Genomic DNA, 2,015 nt, shown 5'->3' on the forward strand with positions numbered 1-2,015 from the left:
TCAGAAACAGTGCCTGCAGATCGTTCAGGAACGCCTGGCCGAGCGGCGTCGGCGCAATCTTTTCGTGGTCGCGCGTGATCAGCTTGCGCCGTTCGGCTTCCTGCAACGCGGGCTCGATGGTCGTGATCGACAGGCCCGTGCGCTCGATGAACCGATGCACCGGAAATCCTTCCACCAGCCGCAGCGCGTTCAACATAAATTCGAACGGCAGATCGCGCGGGCCGACCTCATGCTCTTCCTGGACCGCCGCGCCGGCCTTGGCTTGCTCGATGAACGTGGTCGGGTGTTTGTAGCGCGCCTGCCGCAACACCCGGTTCGGAAACGACAGCTTCGTATGCGCGCCCGCGCCGATGCCGAGGTAGTCGCCAAATCGCCAGTAATTCAAATTGTGCTTACTCTGCCGATGCGCTTGCGCATACGCCGACACCTCGTAGCGCTCGTAGCCAGCCTCGGCGGTACGCTGATGGATCCAGTCCTGCATGTCGGCGGACGCATCGTCGTCGGGCAATGCGGGCGGGAATTTGGCGAACAGCGTGTTCGGTTCGAGCGTCAGGTGATACAGCGACAGATGCGGCGGCGCGAACGATAACGCCGTCTCGACGTCTGCCTGGCATTCGGCGAGCGTCTGTTGCGGCAGCGCGAACATCAGGTCGAGGTTGAAGTTGTCGAACGTCGTGGCGGCGACCTCCACCGCGTGGCGCGCCTGCGCGGCGTCGTGAATGCGCCCGAGCGCCTTCAGATGCGTTTCGTTGAAACTCTGGATGCCCACCGACAACCGGTTCACGCCGCTCGCACGAAACTGCGCGAACTTGGCCGCTTCGAACGTGCCGGGGTTCGCTTCCAGCGTGATTTCCGCGTCGGCGTCGAGCGGCAGCAACGCGCGCACGTCTGACAGCAAGCGGTCGAGCCCCGGCGCGGAGAGCAGGCTCGGCGTACCGCCGCCGATAAACACCGTATGGACCTGGCGCCCCCAGATCAGCGGCAGCGCCATTTCCAGATCGGCACGCAACGCGTCGAGGTAGTCGTTCTCGGGAAACGTGTCGCCTTTCCACTCGTGCGAGTTGAAATCGCAATACGGGCACTTGCGCACGCACCACGGGAAATGCACGTACAGCGCGAGCGGCGGCAATGAGGTGAGACGGATGCCGCCTGGCGACGTGAACGCCTTGACGACGCCATTGCCCACATCCGCGGGCGTCGGTCGAATCGGAATCACGCTTCCTCCGACAGACGCGCGAGCAGTTGTCGCAACGCGATCGCGCGATGACTGCTCGCGTTCTTCACCGCCGGCTCGAGTTCGGCGGCGCTCGCATTCAGTGACGGCAGATAGAAGTACGGGTCGTAGCCGAAGCCATGGCCGCCGCGCGGCGCATCGAGAATTTCGCCGTGCCAGCGGCCTTCGGCGATCAGCGGTTCGGGGTCGTCCGCGTGACGCACGAGCGCGAGCACGCAGAAGTAGTAGCCACGCCGGTCGCTGACGTCCCGCAGTTCGGCGACGAGGCGTGCGTTGTTCGCGGCGTCGCTCTTCTCGCCGCCGGCGAGTTGCGCGTAGCGCGCCGAATGGACGCCCGGCGCGCCGCGCAGCGCACGCACGCATAAACCGGAGTCGTCGGCGAGCGCGGGCAGGCCGGTCAGCTTGGCTGCGTGACGCGCTTTGGTGAGCGCGTTTTCCACGAAGGTGGGATGCGGCTCTTCCGCTTCCGGCACGTTCAGCGCGCCCTGCGCGATCAACTCGATGCCGGCCGCGCCGAGCAGCGCCGCGAATTCGCGCAACTTGCCCGCGTTGTTCGACGCGAGCACCACTTTTTTCAGCGGCATGCCGTTCTCGCCTGCCTCGCTCACTGCTGCACTCCGAGCGCCTGCTTCTGCTTCGCGATCAGCGCGTTGATGCCGTCGCTCGCGAGATCGAGCAGCGCGTTCATTTCGTCGCGGGAGAAGGGCACGCCCTCGGCGGTGCCCTGAATTTCGACGAAGCCGCCCGAGCCCGTCATCACGACATTCATGTCGGTGTCGCA

General features: G+C 65.3%; 2 protein-coding genes and 1 pseudogene. All 3 read right to left on the minus strand.

The features are described from left to right. On the minus strand, positions 1-1,216 hold a 1,216-nt coding region (gene hemW / locus VGH68_RS29720; protein WP_331607325.1), incomplete at its 3' end, for a radical SAM family heme chaperone HemW. Beyond that, positions 1,213-1,818 (minus strand): RdgB/HAM1 family non-canonical purine NTP pyrophosphatase, encoded by a 606-nt coding sequence (gene rdgB, locus VGH68_RS29725; protein ID WP_331607326.1) that lies wholly within the window; start codon positions 1,816-1,818, stop codon positions 1,213-1,215. The genes hemW and rdgB, both read right to left, overlap by 4 nt. Positions 1,819-1,838: 20 nt before the next feature. Further along, positions 1,839-2,015, minus strand: a pseudogene (rph, locus tag VGH68_RS29730) (ribonuclease PH); the annotation flags it as partial.

This window comes from Paraburkholderia sp. (assembly GCF_036488505.1).
Lineage (GTDB): Bacteria > Pseudomonadota > Gammaproteobacteria > Burkholderiales > Burkholderiaceae > Paraburkholderia.